At 36.7% G+C, this 18,346-nt stretch carries 17 protein-coding genes; all 17 read right to left on the reverse strand.

Features of this window, described 5'->3' with window-relative positions; translation table 11 throughout:
• Nucleotides 1–12: 12 nt before the first annotated feature.
• The 17 genes from NLJ82_RS17580 to NLJ82_RS17660 are packed head-to-tail and all read right to left on the reverse strand — an operon-like array spanning nt 13 to nt 18,329.
• The gene (locus NLJ82_RS17580) at nt 13–699 is read right to left on the reverse strand and encodes a tail fiber domain-containing protein (RefSeq protein WP_254754534.1); all 687 of its coding nucleotides are present in this window, start codon (nt 697–699) and stop codon (nt 13–15) included.
• Complete coding sequence (locus tag NLJ82_RS17585; protein WP_254754536.1) at nt 681–4,826, reverse strand: phage tail spike protein; 4,146 nt, start codon at nt 4,824–4,826, stop codon at nt 681–683. The genes NLJ82_RS17580 and NLJ82_RS17585 overlap by 19 nt, the downstream gene beginning before the upstream one ends.
• Nucleotides 4,823–6,313: a distal tail protein Dit gene (locus NLJ82_RS17590; protein ID WP_016718557.1), complete on the reverse strand. Its 1,491-nt coding sequence runs from the start codon at nt 6,311–6,313 to the stop codon at nt 4,823–4,825. Before NLJ82_RS17590 ends, NLJ82_RS17585 begins: the two co-directional genes overlap by 4 nt.
• Before the next feature lie 14 nt (nt 6,314–6,327).
• A complete protein-coding gene (locus tag NLJ82_RS17595; RefSeq protein WP_254754538.1) occupies nt 6,328–10,179 on the reverse strand; it encodes a phage tail tape measure protein in 3,852 nt (1,283 codons plus the stop codon).
• Between the two features lie 15 nt (nt 10,180–10,194).
• Nucleotides 10,195–10,371, reverse strand: a complete 177-nt coding sequence (locus NLJ82_RS17600; RefSeq protein WP_000344046.1) for a hypothetical protein — start codon at nt 10,369–10,371, stop codon at nt 10,195–10,197.
• A gap of 29 nt (nt 10,372–10,400) precedes the next feature.
• Nucleotides 10,401–10,718 (reverse strand): phage tail assembly chaperone G, encoded by a 318-nt coding sequence (gene gpG, locus NLJ82_RS17605; protein ID WP_254754540.1) that lies wholly within the window; start codon nt 10,716–10,718, stop codon nt 10,401–10,403.
• 49 nt (nt 10,719–10,767) lie between these two features.
• Nucleotides 10,768–11,376 carry a major tail protein gene (locus tag NLJ82_RS17610; protein ID WP_061185043.1) on the reverse strand — a complete coding sequence of 203 codons (609 nt, stop codon included), beginning with the start codon at nt 11,374–11,376 and terminating at the stop codon, nt 10,768–10,770.
• Nucleotides 11,377–11,736: a tail completion protein gp17 gene (gene gp17 / locus NLJ82_RS17615; protein ID WP_061185044.1), complete on the reverse strand. Its 360-nt coding sequence runs from the start codon at nt 11,734–11,736 to the stop codon at nt 11,377–11,379.
• Complete coding sequence (locus NLJ82_RS17620) at nt 11,733–12,170, reverse strand: HK97-gp10 family putative phage morphogenesis protein (protein ID WP_016718563.1); 438 nt, start codon at nt 12,168–12,170, stop codon at nt 11,733–11,735. The genes gp17 and NLJ82_RS17620 overlap by 4 nt, the downstream gene beginning before the upstream one ends.
• Nucleotides 12,163–12,486, reverse strand: coding sequence for a phage head closure protein (locus NLJ82_RS17625; RefSeq protein ID WP_061185045.1), 324 nt, complete (start codon nt 12,484–12,486; stop codon nt 12,163–12,165). Before NLJ82_RS17625 ends, NLJ82_RS17620 begins: the two co-directional genes overlap by 8 nt.
• Nucleotides 12,473–12,760: a head-tail connector protein gene (locus NLJ82_RS17630; RefSeq protein WP_000244593.1), complete on the reverse strand. Its 288-nt coding sequence runs from the start codon at nt 12,758–12,760 to the stop codon at nt 12,473–12,475. The genes NLJ82_RS17625 and NLJ82_RS17630 overlap by 14 nt, the downstream gene beginning before the upstream one ends.
• Before the next feature lie 20 nt (nt 12,761–12,780).
• Nucleotides 12,781–13,953 carry a phage major capsid protein gene (locus NLJ82_RS17635; protein ID WP_061185046.1) on the reverse strand — a complete coding sequence of 391 codons (1,173 nt, stop codon included), beginning with the start codon at nt 13,951–13,953 and terminating at the stop codon, nt 12,781–12,783.
• Nucleotides 13,954–13,990: 37 nt separating this feature from the next.
• Nucleotides 13,991–14,701, reverse strand: coding sequence for a head maturation protease, ClpP-related (locus tag NLJ82_RS17640; RefSeq protein ID WP_080444474.1), 711 nt, complete (start codon nt 14,699–14,701; stop codon nt 13,991–13,993).
• Complete coding sequence (locus tag NLJ82_RS17645) at nt 14,688–15,941, reverse strand: phage portal protein (protein WP_061185048.1); 1,254 nt, start codon at nt 15,939–15,941, stop codon at nt 14,688–14,690. Before NLJ82_RS17645 ends, NLJ82_RS17640 begins: the two co-directional genes overlap by 14 nt.
• 16 nt (nt 15,942–15,957) lie before the next feature.
• Entirely contained in the window at nt 15,958–16,119 is a 162-nt protein-coding gene (locus NLJ82_RS17650) for a hypothetical protein (RefSeq protein WP_201027915.1), read from the reverse strand.
• A gap of 10 nt (nt 16,120–16,129) precedes the next feature.
• Nucleotides 16,130–17,824, reverse strand: a complete 1,695-nt coding sequence (locus tag NLJ82_RS17655; protein WP_061185049.1) for a terminase large subunit — start codon at nt 17,822–17,824, stop codon at nt 16,130–16,132.
• Nucleotide 17,825: 1 nt separating this feature from the next.
• The gene (locus NLJ82_RS17660) at nt 17,826–18,329 is read right to left on the reverse strand and encodes a phage terminase small subunit P27 family (RefSeq protein ID WP_061185050.1); all 504 of its coding nucleotides are present in this window, start codon (nt 18,327–18,329) and stop codon (nt 17,826–17,828) included.
• Between the last annotated feature and the right edge of the window lie 17 nt (nt 18,330–18,346).

Consider the following 18,346-nt stretch of genomic DNA (forward strand, 5'->3'; position numbering starts at 1 on the left):
AAAAAGACCAGCTTATAACTGCTGCTCTGGTTTCTCATCGATTAATTGTTGTAATAATTCTTCTAATCGGACTATCCGATTTTCTTGATTAGCTACTTGTGATTTTAGATTTGCTATTTCTACCTCTTGTTCCTGTACTGTTGTATCAACTTCTTGTAACCCTTTAATTCCAATGGATGCGTATGAATACAAATGAATTCCTTTACCACTTTCATCGATAAACGCTTCATCACATTCATCTACGATTAAACCGTAGTATGTTTTAATATCTTCTGTTGTCAACGGTGGATCATTAGGACTTCTCTCTTCTCTCATCCGGTAAAGTTCGTTTACCGCATTCTTATAATTAAATTGTCTAATTTTAATACTTCTAATTTTTTCCAAGGCGGAAAAAGAAATATCACGGATATTAGATTTATACTCCCGTAATGAAGGAGTCATAAAATTCCCTTGAACAGCACCCCAGCCATTTTGGGTAACAGCTGATTTCAGTTGGATAACCCCTGTATATCCTGCTGCACGGCTATTACGTATAGTTACATTAGGTAATCTTAAATCAGAATCTGTACCATTATCTTCAAGGACTAACGAAGTTTGATATAATCCAGTTTTTCCTCGTCTGAAATACCAACTCCCATTCCCTGCATAAAAAACATGGTAATCATTAGCGTTTAGAACACTTAATCCGTTTCTTTGCATCTCCCAATACACAGACTTTTGGACTGCGCATCCACTATGCCATTGCTAATACCAATGCTCGCATAAGCCCCTGGCCATCCTGCACCTGCTTGAGACATAAACAAAGTGCCTTCTGGAGCATTAGTCTTTTCATCGGATCCTAAGATAAAAGTCGGTTGTACTGCACCATCTGATCTTCTGTAGTGACCCAGAAACGCTCTAGCAACCCCTCTTTCATAGAGACGTATAAATTGGTCATCTAAGCTAACGTAGTTATCCGTATTTGATGTTCTAATTTGGCAACCGCTCAGCAATCCAGCTTTAATCCACTCAGCGTTGACTTTACCAACTAAATCTATTCGTGCAGCATTTAACTTAATGTTTTCTTTACTCATGTTAATGGCTGCTATTACATCATTCTCTTTTACAGATATACTAACGCCCTTTTCTGTTAACTGAAGACGGGATTCCATATCTCTTACATAAGATGATGTGGCAAATTGTCCATTTGCTTGCTCTTTTGTATATACCTCTGTCTTTTTAGCAGCAGCATTGATACCCTGTTCATTGATAAAAAAGCGATTATCAATCAAAGTCATCTTTTGATTAAATTGTTCAGTTGCAATCTTGTTGGCTAATTCATCTAATAAATCTTGTTTATTCTGATTAACTGTTTGTTTCAACTCTGGAATCTTAAATCCAGCAACATATTCCTCTACTTGTTTAAGCTCAACTTTAGCTCCGATTGCTGTTGCCTGTTGTTCAAGTTTTGTATTTGCTTCAGTAAGCTTCTTCCCTTGATCTGATACTACATTGTTTAAATCACTTACTGTGGAAGATAATCCACTTGCTGTTTGCTCCACTGTAGACATACGCTTTTCAAATCCAGCTTGGCTGTTTTGAACATTCGTTACGCTAGTTTTCACGCCATCCACACTTTTTTCAATCTCTGTTGTTTTCTTGGTGAATTCATCGGTCGTTACTTGCTCTTCTGCTGCTGGTCTATATTCAGTTGCTTTATTTCCAAGTTCAATTTGCCATTCTTTAAGTTCAACCATGCCTTTTACATTTCGAATTAAACTATTTATATAACCAGTTTTAATTGCTTTGTTTTTTATTGTAACAACAGCAGAATAACGAACCCAACCTTGAGAGGTAGCGACTTTGTCTTCTATACGAATAGGCAGCCAAACTTGCTCATTATCTTCATACGTCACTGATAATTCCATACCGATCCAAGGGCTAGGTGTTCCCTTCGAAAAAGCTTGTGTTCTAGCTGTAATAGACAGAGCAACTTCTTGGCCTCTAATCATTTCAAACGTATCAGGAACAAATTTAAAAGATTTTGAATTAGTATTTGAAATGTTCGTTCCAGTGTCAGATTTAAGTGTGCCACCTGTATTTAACAGAAGGTTACGTCCGCTAAACTTCATATCATCAAACTTTTTCTCTACGCTAGTCAACTTTTCGGTGATTTTCCCTGCTTGTTCTTTAATTTCATTTGTTGTTTGTTTAAGTGATGTTGTATCGGATTGTATATCAGATATCGTTTTTTTCGTACCTTCCACAGTGGATTCAACCGTATTTAACTTATTACTAATTTCAGTATCTTTTTTAGTTAACGATTCAATAGTAGTTTTAAATCCATCTGCGGTTTGCTCTGATTTTGTTACACGTTCAGTAAGCTTTCCTTGTTCGTTTTGAACATTGGAAACAGTAGTATTAATACCCTTAATAGTAGTCTCAATTTCTACTGTCTTTTTAGTAAAGTCAGTTGTTGTTACTTGATCTTCTGGTGCTAGCGAGTAATCAGTAGCGACATTACCTTCTTCTAATTTGAAATTTCTAAGATTTACATAATCCCCCACTGCTGCGGTAGTTGGAATGTCACCAATAATCAAGATATTAGTAAAGTCACCGTCGTATTTTAATGTAACGTTGATACGTTGATAAATCGTAGATTTTGGAATACGTGTACTAAAGTATTTATTTGCTTTATCATCCCTGATTTTAAAGATACAGCCGTCTATCGTTGCCATTGCGTCCACACTTAATACATATTCCTTACCTTTTTCGAGTGCCTTTGTCCAGTTCGGTGCAGTAAAGTAATAGAAACTAGATGCTCTACTCATATTAATAGTAGTTATTTTAGCTTGAAGATAACGACCTTCAGCATCAGACAAAATAGTCCTAGAAATATTATTGGGAGTATCCGAACTCCAACTAGTATTTAAAATAACAGAATCCTTTAATAAGTTGCGCACACTGATTTTTGTGTTATCAACTTTCGTTTTAAGCTCTGTTAAAGTCTGTTTTGTGCCATCAGCAGTGGTCTTAATCTCGTTCGTCTTTTGCTCCAACTGCGATAAACCTTCATTCGTTTTCTTCAACTCAGACTTCTCGGCTTTCTGTGTAAGAGCTTCATTTGTTTGACTAATAGATGTGTTAATCTCTTGGAACTTCTGTACGTTCCCTTGTTTATCAGTTTCATACACTTGTTTACCGATGAAACCATCTTTAATTTCATCTTTTGTGTATACACCAGATTTATCGGCCTTATCTTTAAGCTGATTATCAATCCATGTTTGATCCACTTTATTATTAACTTGCTTTTGAACATCAACTATTTGTCCAGCTATTTCTTGCGCTTTACCTTCCACACTTTGAACCTTTTGATTTAACTCCGTTTTGGCAAACTCAATATCTTTATTAACCTGCTCAAGTGTTTCTTTCTTAACTGATTCAACATCAGGTACAACCGATTCCCAATCTTTACCTGTCCATATTTTTAAAATACCGGGCTTTCCGTTACTAATATCACGCCAAAGCGTTTTAAAAGGTTTAAGTCCTGTTGTTGGTGGATTCTTAGCTTCTATAATTTCAACCGTATTGTTTTTAATATCCTCTTGTACTTTTTCAGCTAGTGTTTTTGCTGCTTCTGACTCCTTCTTTGCATTACTAGCTGTTTCATTAGCATCTTGAACCAATTTATCTAGCTGATCAATCATTTCTTGTTTATTGCCTAATGAACTGAGGATACGGTTATAAATCTTTCTTAATTCCTCATTTTGATTAACTATCTCACGATAATCCCCGAATTCATATTTATCCTGTGTTGGGTCTGTGAAAGATTCATCTCCAGCTATCACTCGTGCTTCAAGATATAATTCTGGTGTAAACCCTGTATCTTTAATTTTTATAGTGTCGCCTTCATTGATTAGTTCATGTTCTAGGCCGAAAATACGACCAATTGATTGTGCTTCCACTTCATAAGAGATTGAGGAATTGACACGCTTTTTCAATTCTATTTCCATAAGCGTCAATAAACGTTTTGGAGTCATATCTAATTCTTCTGTTTCTGGTGTATAAAAACCGAATTTATGTTGTCCGTGTTCATTCCATCTTTGAAACGCATCTGCATCTACGATATAAGGTAGGCCATTATTAATGCTTTCAATAGTGATTACCTTGTCGCCTTCACCTTTTACAAATCCAACTAAAGCAGTGCAAATATTACGTGTATGTTCGATACGTGTTACACCGACTAAATCTTTTCCTAATTCTATTTCTTTGCCCGTATCATACCCACGTTTTTGAATCATATCTACATACCAACCAATGATTTGCGACCCTTTAACCTCAACACGATATCGGATTTCCAGTTTAAATAAAGATGCAATCTTCTTTAAAAAAGTAAGTGGATCCATATATTCATCGATTGTCATTGTGTGAAATCCAGCATATTCAGTAATTCCGCGTTGCCATTTCATACCTAAAAGCGCTAAATCAATAAACTCATTAACCGTCTTACTCTCTATCCGTTGTGGTTTTATAATCCCTGATTTAGCAATTTGAATCCAAGCTCCTGAAGCGTATGTGGTAATAGATCGTTTATCAGAATTTTTTTCAGTTTCTGTTATAACATATGGCACAATCCTTCCGTCGCGAACTTCTTTTAAAACGAGATTTTGCTGTTGTAACGTAGCTGAATTATCTGTTCCGTCAAAAGCAGTGAAATCCAACATATCAACATTATTTTTAAGTTCCCAATGCCGTTTGTCATCCCAATAATCCTGCGGCTGGATGGCTGCGATAATTTGATCTGTTTTAAAATCCACAACATGTAAAATCCCGCTTGGTTTCCTCATCTATATCTCTCCCTATAACTGATTGTTGCATTTACATCAGGTGGCATGATATCGATGCGATTTTCCCCACGTATTACAACGGGAAAATTACTAAAGATTTCTTTTATATTGATTGCATTCTTCCCGTTGATTGTGACAAGACTTTTCTCCGTATCGATAACAATTTTATCTCCAGTGTCAAAGATATATGGTTGTGCATTAGATGGGACTTTGTTTACTTTCCAAATTTTTAAGTCGTCGATACTCATCACTGAAACCGGATCATTTATATCCCATGCCATGATTGCAATCATGACTTGAGCTACTTTACGATTTGTCATTGGATTTCCGCTCTCGTCAATCCATCTTTCTACTAATGCAGCATCGTCAATCTCCGTTCCGTCTTTAAAACGTGCCACATAAACTGACCACTGATTGCCTCGTCTAGCGACTCTAAGCCTTCCGTAAAATTGATTAAATGTATTAGGATGTGCCCCATTCGTATCTACTAATTTTCGCAAACTGTTAGGTGTTCCGACATTTCCGATTTTCATGTGCGCTTTTGTAAGTTCGGCATCCCAGTAAAGGTCATTCATATTGATACGTGCAACGATATTACTCGTTTCATCTAAAAGAAGCACTTCTACACGGCCCATTTCGACAATGCTTTTCGATTTCAAACGCATCCATGCTTCCATTTCAAAGTCCTGCAACGGTCCTGACGGAATATTCTTTTTAGCCATAGCACCGTGGAAGCCTTTTTCCTTTCCGTAATCCTCACAATATAAAGCATAACCATCTCGTACTTTAAAAGAACCTGTCCCCTTCATATCATCAAATTGACCCGTAACAGGAGTCCAGCCTACTGTAGTAGACATTTCATCCCACATGACTCTTTCTCGTTCTTGTACCGTGGTTTGCTCCACAGTCAGAGGGTAGCCTATTCTGAAATAATCACGATTATGCGGATACTCTCCAAACCATACATCTAAAAAGGTACTTGGTTTTTTTACAGTCATTTCAATTAATGCTGGAGCTTCTACACTTCCCTTATTAGTAAAATAAGAAGTTGTTTCTGTAGACCACTCTTGCGTAAATTTGTGAGTATTTGTTTTCCCTAATTTATACGGCATTGGACAAACAAAAGTAATAACACCTCTGCCTCTATTGACTATTTCGTCCAAATCGACAGAACCATCGATTAATGCTAAATAAGTCCTGTCTAACTCATCATCAAAAATAAGTTCAGCGGGTTGCTCTGTATATAACCAATCCGCTAAATCTTCTTTTAACTTTTGTAAATCCGCCATATCTTTTTTCGCTTTAATAACAAGAGGAACGTCAATACGACGTTCCTCCGTTTCTGTATTAAGTAAAAGAGCCCCTGCGCGATGAGGGACTCTTACTAATCTTCTTTTTACTGGAGCCCATGAAGGACGTTTTCTTCCAACTAGCATTTGAATATAATCTTTTCTAATATTATTAAAAGTAAAACTAAGTTTCCCCAACGTGCTCACCACCCTTAAAATTCCGCTCTTCTTTTTTGTTCACGATCTTGAAGCTTTGTAGTATAGGTGTAACTTCCGTTTGCAAGCTCTTTTCCATCTAAAACATTAGTCATGTTTACGGTTAAATTCAGTTCTTGTTCTCCAGCTGGTCTATTTGGAAATATTGTTTTTGCCATAGATGCATTGTTATAAGATAATTGCGGTCGCGTATATCCGCTGAAATCGCTAAATGCATTTTGCGGGATACTATATTGATTCGTTTGGAATCCAAAATCAAAAACAGATGGCATATTCCCCATTTGTTTCTTAACAGTTCCGACTACATTTTTTGCTGCATCCACAACAAACCGTTTTCCCTTATCTATACCAACTCCAACACCTTCTGGAACTGCGCTACCGACTGGAATCATTACTTTAGATGGACTGTTAATTTCTAGTGCTCCAGAAATGGTCTTTTTAATCTCTCCTGCAATTTCTTTCGCTTTACTATACAAGCCCCCTGTTGCACTATCTAATCCTTTTTCAAGGCCTTCTATAATTGATTTACCGATGGAACTTAGATTTATAGAACTGAAAAATTTTTCAACTGTATTCCATTTTTCTTCAATACCGTTCTTTATTTCTTGCATTTTATCTGTAACAGCTTTTTTCTTTTCTTCAAATTTCCTTGAAACTGTATTTTTTATTTCCTCTACCTTATTACTTGCAGAGGTTTTCATATCTTCATACTTATTGGTAACATCTGACCACATTTCTTTCATTTTTCGAACAACATCATCTTTCATAACTTGATATTTCGATTTTACTTGGCCCGTTTCCCAATCTACTTGATTTGCATGTTCACCCGCCTGCGCTTTTGCCTCACTTACAATTTCTTGATGTTTATCTTTTGCAGTAGAAACCGTGCTATTATATTGACGATTCGCTTCCGCAATAGCTGCATCCGCTTCTTCTTTATTAAGTGTTCCTGACTCATCTCGTAAACGTATAGCATACGCAATTTTATCATCACGAGTTTTCTTTGCATCTTCAATAACCTTATCTCTTGCTTTAGCACTATTTTCAACAACTTCGGCTGCTTGTCTAGCTGTAATTTCGCTAGCTTGCACCCGCATATTTTCATAAATAACTTTTTGTTCCATTTGATTTTTAGACATATGTTGGATAGCTGTTCTATCCATTTCATCTTGTAAAGCTTGTAAAGAAATTCTTTCAGATGTAGTAAATTCACGTTTTTCATTTGCTGCCGTTTGAATAATTTCTTTAATTTTATTTTCTTTTTCTTGCGTCTTTAACTTTTCTTGTTCGTAATGTTGATTCATTTGTTCAATCCGCTTATTTTCTTCTTCTGCAGTTAATACATAAGAATCCGCAAAAAACTTTTTAAGTCCTTCGACTTCTTTTTGTTGTCTTGCATTTGTTTTTTCTATAATCGTATTACCTAATTTGTCGTATTGACCAATCAACTTCTGCGACTGTTCTTCTGTTATTACTTCATGATTCAATCTAATTTCAGTTAACTTTTGTCTAATACCGTCGGACAGCTTGAAATACTCACCAAGAACCTTCTTTGTTGAAGAGCTTACTTTCCCTTCTGTATTTGTAGCAAAGCGATCTACTGAAGCGATACTGTCTTCTGTTGCTTTTTGATATGCTTTATATGCAACAACTCCAGTCCCGATAAGAGCGGCTGCTACTAGACCAATTGGTCCTGTCAAAACAGCTAGTGCACTCCCCAAGAAACCAACTGCTCCTGCCGCAATTCCAGCAATCCCACCGACTGATCCTAATGCAAGAGATAAAGAACCAATTCCTGAAGCAATCATTCCAAACGCTGCTAAAACCACACCTATTGCTGTAGCCACAGCTGTTAAAGCAAGAACAATACCACCTGTAATTGCAATAGCCTTTTGTACGGGACCAGGTAATGCATTAAAGCCATCCACAAGTTTCTGTAATCCAGCAACAAAAACACTAACCACAGGAGCTAGTGCATCACCAATTGTTTTTTTCATTGTAGAAAATGCTGAATCTAATAATGTAAGACGTCCCTTTAACGTATCAATCTTGGTGGCTGCAACATCAGCTGCTGTAACTTTAGACATGGAATCCCACATCTCATTGACACCTTTAGCGCCTTCTTTAAACAAGATAGTCGCACCACGTACAGCATCGGAACCAAATAATGTTTCTAGGGCCATACTTCGTTGTTGGTCTGTTAAATCTTTCATCGATTCATGAAGTGTACCTGAAATATTTTCTAGACTTTGAATATGCCCCTGTTGATCGTAAAATTTTGATGATAAGAAAGCTGAGCTTGTTGCTAACTCACGGAATGTTGTATCACATTTATCGTTCCACTTTGTAACTCCTTCAGTTTTCATTACATATTTTTCTAATGCAACTTCGATATCTCCCACACTTCTAGATGCTGGAGTAACTCCATTTTTCACCAGGAAATCAAACCCTGCTTGAGCGTTATATGTGATAAGACCTAAATCACGCATTTTGTTATATGCTTCTTTAGTAGATGGATTTAACCTCATAAGCATCGTTTTTAAAGATGTCCCTGCATCTGAACCTTTTAAACCATTTTGAGCGAATACTGCTAAAGTTGTAGCGGTATCTTTAAACGTCATCCCTGCTCCTGCCGCTACTGCTGAAGAGGCAGCAAGACCATATTTTAATTCACGTACATCAGTTGCCGATGCGTTTGCCGCTCCTGATAATATGTTAGCTGCATCTGCTACTGAAAGATGATCCGCTTTGAAGGCATTTAACGCTGTTGATGCAATTTCTGCCGCTTCACCTAAATCTAATTCTCCAGCCGTTGCTAGGTTCAGAGCACCTGATAGACCTCCATTAATAATATCTGTTAAACTGACACCAGCTTTTATTAATTCTTCAATACCTTTTCCTGCTTCTACAGAAGAATACTTTGTTGTTTCACCCATATTAACAGCCAGTTCACTCAACTTTTTCATTTCTTCGCCAGTAGAACCAGATACTGCTTTAATGTTAGCCATCTGTTGTTCGAAGTTCATTGATTCAGTAACCGCCGATTTTAAACCACGCCCTATAGCGTAAGTCATTCCGCCAAACACCATACCAATTTGCATTCCTGCATTTTGCAAATGATTTCCCAATGTTTCCATACGGTTTCCGAAATTGAGAAGACGATTACCTTGTTGTTCTAGTTCATGATTTGACTGACGTAATTCAGTTTCGAATCGATTAAGTTCAGCGGTAGCTCGATGAATTTGTTCAGCATAATGTTGTGCTGATTGACTTGCTGCACCTTCTTCTGTTTTAGCACGATTGTAAACGGACTGAAGCTCCCTGATTTTCTCCTTTTGCTTATCTACCATACGAGATAGCACATCAATTTTTGCTCGAGTTTGTTCAGTAGCATTGGTATATCCATGCATTCCTGTTGTAACCGCTTGGAATTCAGCTTGTAAAGACTTCAATGAATTATTTAATTTATCCATTGCTGTTTGTTGTGCCTGACAATTCACTTGTTTGAGTTCATTTTCAAATCTATTTAAATCAGCAACTGCTTTATTAACTTGAGAAGCATATCGTTGAGTTGCTGCATCATTTTCACCTAATTTAGCCTTATTTTGATCATAGGCTTGTCGTAACGCTTTAACTTTCTCTTTTTGCGCATCAATGAGCCTACTAAGTGTATTCATTTTCGCTTGCGTTTGTTGACTAGCGTTAGCAAAACCACCCATACCTGTACTCACAGATTTTAATTCGTTCTGTAATGTTCTGACTGCACGCCCTGAATTCGCGATACCTTGTCGGAAGTTTACATTATCAAGGGAAAGCCTAACGACCAAATTATTCATTTCATTTGCCATAGTCTCACCCCCTCGTTAAATAATGTTTTCTGCCGGAACTTCTATTTCATTAGAGCTTGCATTTTCACTATTTGAATCACCTTGTTCACGACTCTTTTGATTCAGCTTTAAATAATGCCAAATATCCATTTCATTATCGATATGATGATGTTTATACCCTTGACGTAATAAAGAGAGGTAGAGTTCGTCCATAAACTCACTGAACGTTAGCCCTCCTCCCTCTACGCGTTTGGGTTTTCTTCTTCTCCAGATACAGGATTACCACCAGCTGCTTCCACAGTTTCATTTATAATTGCATTAATTACGTCTGAAGTTGTTGATAAAAATTTACGAGCATCAATCCCATCCCAATATTGGTCTAATGTAAATTGATTATCGTACACCTTCACCACGAATTTAACCATTTTATCCATATCTTCTGGACCAGGATTGTTTGGAATTTCAGCCAACTCAGGAGCCTGACGGATAACACGGGCTGGAATAAATTCTGGCATATTAAAAGTTTGTTTTTCTTTATTAATCATTAAAGTTAATTTCATAGTTTTTCCCTCCTAAATTTAATAAAAAAGAGAGAGCTTTTGCTCCCTCTTACTTTCCTGCTGGCGGTTGTGCCACAGGCTTCTCATATACCTTTTTAAACCAGTTATCTCCCACCGATTTGGTAAATGTAGGTTCGTCGGCATCTGCTGTAAATTTGGGTCTATCATCAAAATCACGCTCAATAAATGAACCTTTCAGTTTCGTTGTTTGGAAGTTTGGTTTATCCTTCTTAGTTTCGCCTTCTTCTTCCTCTTGTGAAAGCTTCCCTTTTAATAACCAAACATATCGATATTTTCCATTAGCCTTTAAGAAACGCCATCCGATTGCTAGATACGGCTTTTCACCTTCGCGTCTCTCATCTAACACACCGTCTTTAACTTCTGGATACCCTTCAATATCTGCTTTTGTTGTTAACGAGATGTTACGAAGCTCGATTTCCACTTCTACTTCTCCATCCGACTCAGCGATTTCCGATTTTTTATTGTCACTCCACATAATCTCCGAAGCTACCTTTTTGGATGTTTTAATCTTTACAGCACCTTCCATTTCTTTTACTGCACTGTATTCAACACCTGTTGCATCATCTTTCAATAACTTGGCGTAAACAAGGCTATCTACACCGACAGTCGAACTAATTTTAATCACTTCTCCAGCCATCTATAACTCCACTCCTTTCGCGAATCGCATCGCGTAATGAAAAATTTGTGTATCCTCTTCATATAAATCAGCAACCGCATAACGACAGAAACCAATACTTTTCATAATTTCATTCACTTTTTGATGGAATGCCGTTGTACTGCCTTTTGACCAAATATCAATTTGGAATGTAATTTCACTTTCACTTTCTTCATTATCTGCAAATCTATCTGGCCTATTGTCTAATTCAAAGAATGTAATCCGCGGAAACTCTTCAGCATTTTTGGCTTTACGATAATAAACGCGTTTTCCACCTAATAAAGAAACAAGCTCCTGATTATTTTCAAGAGCTTGCAAAATTTCAGGTCGTAAATTCATCATAAATTTAACCTCATTTCATTCTTCAAAATGTCTGTCATAGCGCGAATTGCTGCTGATTTTGAAGAATTAAAGCCCGGTTCTATAAATGGATGTGCTGGCATTTTTGATGTACCCCATTCTAAAAACTTTCCATAGAAATATGGAGAACGGTCCGCTTTGTCTATTCCAATCTTAATCGTTTTCACACCATTTTCCATTCGTGCCTTCGTAACTCGTATATTATCAAGCAAATGTTGGCCCGTACGCCAAGGTTCACTTTTGGAAGGTTTCTTAGGACTTGAACTCCTCGGTTCACTTCTTTCTGCAATAGCTTTTCGAATTTGTTCACCACCGGCTGCAAGAGCTTTATCTTCTATTTCCTCTCCACGTAACCCCATTTGATTTAATTCAGTAACTAAACGATCAAAACCTAACAAATCTACACCATCAGCCATTCATTCCACCACGCTTCCACATGATTGATAATGTGTATTTTTCAGTTGGAATAACCGAAAGAATGTCATAAATCGTATTCTTATACTTGATTTTCATGTCAGCATTCACATCTGCCCGAAATCGGATTTCTGTTTCACCCTGCACTTCACTGTTAGCTGCGGCTGCTTCAAAGTATTTTCTTCCCTTTAAAAAAATAAAAGAGCCCCATACAGTAAAAGAATCCTTATATCTTTCTATTGGATCACCGTCTGGGCTCTTTGCTTCATTATCTTTCACTTGAAATGTAAGACGTTTATCTAATTTACCTGGATTCACTTGAATCACCACCAGAATACTGCAACTGAACTAATATCGATTGCAAACTAAATGCTAACTGTTCTGCTTTTCCAACTGCTTCCCGATTTTCATGCCAATGGGAAATTAAAATACGAGCCGCCAATTTAGCAAGCTCGCTTTTTAAGTCCACATTTTTACTTGTAGCATTTTTAATATAGATTTCAGCTGCTATTACGAAAGATGTAATGAGATCGTCCTCCTCATCACCATCCACGCGAAGATACTTTTTAGCTTCCTCTAATGTTAGTACCAAGAAGGACACCCCCTAGCTTATTAAACTCCAGTTTTAGGCGCAACCGTAATTTGCCCATACACAACTGCTTCTTGGTCCCATAATGTGACATCTTCACGTTCGATTGCTCGGAATTCAGAAGTATTTGTTCTCCAAGCATTTCCGCCTTCTTTGGTCATATCAATAGATAATTGTTTTCTATCCCAAAGAATAACTGCCTCTTTTAAATCCCCAACAATGAAAGGTGCTTTTCCGTCTTTATCTGTAGCAATTGTTTTATTGGACAACACAATAACGGGCTTACCAGAAAATAACTTACGAGTTGGATTTGTTGGATCTGGTTGAAGTAGTGGACGACCATTTTTATCTTCTAATTGATCTAAGTAATTAAATCCATCTTGGTTTGTAAAAATGTTCGCTACTGCTGCAAACATTGGATCTAGTGTAACGTTTAATGTTGTTTTAAGGCCGTTATAATCCTTTAAATCAACTTTTGTTAGTTTATTGATTTCTTGTAAAATCAGATAGTTTCGAGTCGCAATAGATTTTTTCGCAATCCATTGACGTAAATATTCTTCTAAAGCTTGATCTGTATCATCTAATAAATCATTTGGCACCGGTAAGAAGCCTGCATAATCTTCAATAACATACGATAAACGATCGAATTCAGGAGAAGCAATTTCTTGCATTGCATTTGGCTTACCATACTCAGATAATGGTGCAAAAGGTGTAGATGCTGCACGTTTTTCTAGCGTACGGGCTCCCTTGTTTGTTGATACAGGTTGTACATTTACATATTGTTCTAAGCTATCAACCGTTTGTTTTAATTGATTAATTGTTGTCGTAATATCTTCTGGAACAATATAGCCGCCATCTTTACCTGAATTCTCAGATAAGGCCGCTTTGTATTCCTGCATAACGCATGCTTCTTCATGGCTTAAATTTTGACCACGGATAGCTTTCATAAATACTTCTTTATACGATGGATCTTCATTTTTAACTGATGCTGGAGGCAAAGCTCCTGCTTGTGAATTTACAGGGTCAGAAACTTGGATTTGCATCATCGCTAGATAGTTATCCAGTTCATTTTTCGCGTTTTTCGCTTCTTCAATTTTTGCCTTTGCCTCTTCATATTTACCGCTATTGTTAAATTCTTCTGCTTTCGCTTTTAAATCAGCAACTTTTTGACGTAATTCTTGTTCACGTTTATCCATTCGGTATTTCCTCCTTATATTGGCACAAAAAATAGACCTATAGTTCTAACAGGTCTAGTGCATTTTGGATTTTTAGTTGTTCATTATCGTCCTTCTTTGGAATAGACGGAGCTTTTGCTACAATCTTATTTGGTGTTTTTTGATATTTATCAAAGTAATCACTACTACAAGCTGCGACTTCTTTTGCCTCCACAACTTCTATATTAAAGTATTTTTCAGCTTCTTCACCACTTAACCAAGTCTCAGCATCTACTAATTGTTGAATCTTTTCAATTTCAACACCTTCTTTTAAGTTCTCTTTGTATACATTCATGATTCCTGATTCGATGTTATCAAGGTCCTCTGCTGCTTTTCGGAAATCAATTGCATTTCCAGCTGCATATGTCCAAGGCTTATGAATCATTAAGAATGCATTAGAAGGAACAACAACACGATCACCAGCTAGGGCGATTACAGAAGCAATAGAAGCTGCAACACCATCCACATAAACAGTTTTTTGTGCTTTATTGCGCTTTAACATGTTATAAATGGCTAAACCAGCAAATACAGAACCACCACCACTATTTACATAGATATTAAGGTTACTTTTATCATCCAATTGCCCTAAGATATTTTTCACATCATCAGGCATAATGTCAGAATCATCCCATTTCCAACCTGTATTATTTATGATGTCACCATAAATAAATAAGTCTGCTGATGATTCCGTTTGATTTTTAATAGTAAATACGTCTTTAATCGTCCTCACCTCCCTTCTGTATTGTCCCTCCATTTGCTTTCGCTAATTGATATTCATCCGCAATTTCAATAGATACATGATTTAAATCAACACGATGTTTATCACCGTATTCCCCAATCCCATCCATATCTTCCAGTTCTAGCACTTTATTGATTGAGAAAGCACCAGCATCTAACATAATTTTGTAAAATTCTGCTCTTGATTTAGAATCAGCACGTAATAAACTTGTTAGATTAAACTTTAAGTAATATCGTTTTTGCTCATTAAATGAAAATGCTTTATAAGAAAACTCTTCCTCGTATTGAATAAGAATTGGACTCAATGTATTTTGAATAAAATCCAGCGCTTGTTGCTCAATATTGGAGAAAGTAGCACGATCCAACTCATTAATCATGTGCAAAGGAATATTAAAGATGTTTGCAATCTCACCTTTATCAAATTTCATACCTTCAATAAATTGTGCATCTTTTAAAGGCATACCCACCTTTTCAAATTCTAGTCCAGCATCTAAAATGGCTATTCTTTGAGCGTTATTTAATCCCGTATTCGCTTCTTCCCAAGCATCACGAAGTATTTCTTTTGCCTCTTTACCAAGTGTTTGTTGCGTTTTTAATATCCCACTATGCGCTGCACCGTTTGTAAAGAACTTACCTTTAAACTTTTGTGCCGCCTGTGAGCTACCTATTGATTCTCTTGCAATTTGGATAGGTGGTTTCCCCTTTAAACCATCAGTAGACAATGTAGTAAGATGAATAATGTCATCATCAGGTATTTTTACAGGTGTACCGTCTGGCAAACTAGTAAAGTACCATAATTTATTTGTCTTCAGGTCCACATTGGGGGTTGTAACAGCCGGATTCAATACCCACAGTTCTTTTGGTCTTCCATCCACACCCCAATGGATATTGATATAAGCATTTCCCCATGTATTGCGATGTGTTTCGATTAGATGTTTAAATTTAAATGGGCTTTGGTAAGGATTTGGGCGTCTTTCCAAAACAAACGACACTTGATGTGCCTTATCCCGTTCTCTTCCCTTCGCTGTCTTTTTAAACGTTTGAAAAGGAAGCATCGCAACACTATTTGCAAGGATATTAATGCATCGATAAACCGTGGGAACACCTAAAGAAGACTCAACCGTTACCTTTTCACCACTTGCGGCTTGATAACCAAATAAACTTTTAAACCAAGGTGAAGGATTTTTTAAATCTGTCGTGTCCTGATTCCTAAATAAATGCCGAAAAATCAAAAGTTTCACCTCCTTTCTATCTTCTTATCATCACCACCCCCAGAATTGTGAGAATAATACCTAACAGATACCAGCCATAAATCGGATTAACAAAAAAAGTCGTTCCTACAATAATGGACAACCCTGAAATCAATAGAATATCTTCTAAAATACTCATAAAAAATAGCAAAAAGCGCATGTAATTCCTCCTAGAATGAGAAATCTTGACTTAAAATATAGGAATTTAAGTCCATCTCACCAGAATTAAGCATACAGCGAACATGTGAGTTAATTACAGCCGCTATCGGGTCAATTCTTTCTGTTGCTTTTGACTTGTCCAACATAATGTTTTCGTTAGCATCCTGTTTTGTTATAGCATTACTAACAGCCCAATTTAACACTGGATTGTTATTGTGAATGACTTTTTTCTGATAAACTTGTTCACGAAAATCCTTTGTAGGACCTGATAAAGTCGCCATTCCTTGACGTATTTCCACCACTGTATATCCTTCTGCTTCCATGTCTTGCATGAATTGCGTTGCATTCCAAGGGTCAGCGCATATTTCTTTTATTTTGAATTTATTCTCTTTTTCCATAGCTTTAATATGTTTTTTAATATATTCATAATCAACTACCGCACCAGGTGTTGTTGTAATCCATCCTTGCTGTATCCAAAGATCATACGGAACTTTATCTGTTTTTCTTTTCTCATGCAAGGTATCTTCCGGCATAAAACTATGACTAATTACAATATACGTATCATCCTTTTTAAATTCAAAATCTACACTTGTTAAGTCAATTTTTGCTGATAAATCGACACCTACTGTGCATTCCAACCCTTTTAATTCGGATAATTCCACCGTTTCCTTGCAATCCTTCCATTTTTGCATATCCATGTAGCCATTTTCTTTCATATCCACCCATCTATTCATGTTTTTCGTGAGATAATTACGCATTTTCTCAGGTACATCAAGGGCTGATTGGAGTTCTCCTTTTAAGAAAGTACGTCCTTCTTCATAACTACATAGAATTGGATTTGCTTTCTCCCACACTTCTGCATTTGTAATCTCATCATCTTTATCTAATTCATTAACCATGACAAAATATTCTTCGTTTTCAATATCAATATTAGGATCCAAAATTTTAGAAACATATTGATACTCTACACGATAGCAAGGATGACTTAAATTAAAACCAGCTGTCGTTATAATCATCATAAGCGGATTCGGACGAGCACCCGAACCTGACACCAGAACATCATAAATTTCAGAAGTAGGATGTGCATGATATTCATCAATAATTCCGCACTGAACATTCAGTCCATCACCAGATTTACCTGCATCTTTTGATAGCGCTGAAATAAAAGAATCAGTTTTAAGGTGTTCAATTTTCCCATACGCAATATTGAACTTTCCTTTTAAATCTTCACATCCATTCATTTGCGCTTTAATTTCATTCCAAACAATTTTACTTTGTTCCGTTTTCGTTGCTCCAATGTATACTTCCGACATATTTTCACCAAATGCCATCGCTTCATATGAACCTACACATGCTAAAGATTGAGACTTTGCGTTTTTACGTCCAACTTGCCAATATGCCTTTTTGAATCGCCTTAATCCCGTATTACGATGAACCCATCCGTAAATATTGCTAAATACAAAGATTTGTATCGAATGTGGTTCAATTCTCTGACCTGCTAATTTTCCTTTTGTATGTTTAAACAGAGACATCCACTTTAGGAAACGAAGTGCTTTTTCTTCCTTAAAAACATATGGGAAATCTTCAGAACCTTCACGCTCAATATCTCTTAAAAATCGTTTACAAGCCTGTTTATGCTTCTGACAAGCAACAACTTCATCATTTAGTACGTCATCACAGTAGTCCAGCATCCATTGTCTGATCATGTTATACGTCAAACTCCTTTTCTACATTTGTTTTCGGACCTTGTTTTATATTTGGAATGACAATTTTGGCTCTTGCACTCGGTGTAAGACCAAACTCAACAGCCAAAGCCTTCATTTGTTCATGCAATTGCTTTTTCTTTGTAAGTAATGGATGTGGAACTTTATTGGTTTCAGCTGCCTTATTGGTATATTCAACAAGAAGTCCTTCTTCTCGGATAATTTTGGTGCATTCAACATAGTCAGAATAAGCATCACAATACGTTGCTAATGCATTTACATCTATGTTTGTGATAACGTCTAGCTCTAGTAATTCACCAGCAATTCTCCTAAACTCTTTCTTTGCAACTGAATCTAACCACGTTGGTGGCTTTACCTTGTCTTTTTTTGCTTGCAACTGTTTTTCAGCTTTTAATCGCTTCTCAATTTCATCCTTTGTCAATCGATTTGTATTACCTTCTAATAAATGCAAATGAATCGGCTTCGCTTTCCTTCCTACGAGAACCACCTCCCTTGGCTGAACCC

It is taken from the genome of Bacillus paranthracis (assembly GCF_024296885.1).
Classification (GTDB): Bacteria; Bacillota; Bacilli; order Bacillales; family Bacillaceae_G; genus Bacillus_A; species Bacillus_A paranthracis.